The 280-nt window shown below is 63.6% G+C and carries 1 pseudogene; it reads left to right on the forward strand.

Annotated features, from left to right (window positions below):
• Nucleotides 1–59: 59 nt before the first annotated feature.
• Nucleotides 60–280: pseudogene (locus EN869_RS34120) on the forward strand (branched-chain amino acid ABC transporter permease); the annotation flags it as partial.

A 280-nucleotide genomic window follows, 5' to 3' on the forward strand; every position in this document is an offset into this window, starting at 1 on the left:
TTGACAAGTTAGATTCCGGGTGCAACCTTCCCAACGGGTCCAGGTCGCACGGCCCGGGGATGCTCGATGCCTATTTCTATCAGCAGGTGCTCAACGGGCTGCATTCCGGCGCGCTCTATGCCCTGCTCGCCTTCGGCTATGTGCTGACCAACGGCATCCTGCACCGCACCAACCTTGCCTATGGCGCGCTGTTCGCCTTTTGCGGCCACACCATGATCCTGACCGCCGCCTTTGGCTACCAGGCGCTGTGGCTGACGCTCGCCGCCTCGGTCGCGCTCGG

Origin of the sequence: Mesorhizobium sp. M2D.F.Ca.ET.226.01.1.1 (genome assembly GCF_004022705.2) — a bacterium.
In the GTDB taxonomy this organism is placed as follows: Bacteria; Pseudomonadota; Alphaproteobacteria; order Rhizobiales; family Rhizobiaceae; genus Mesorhizobium.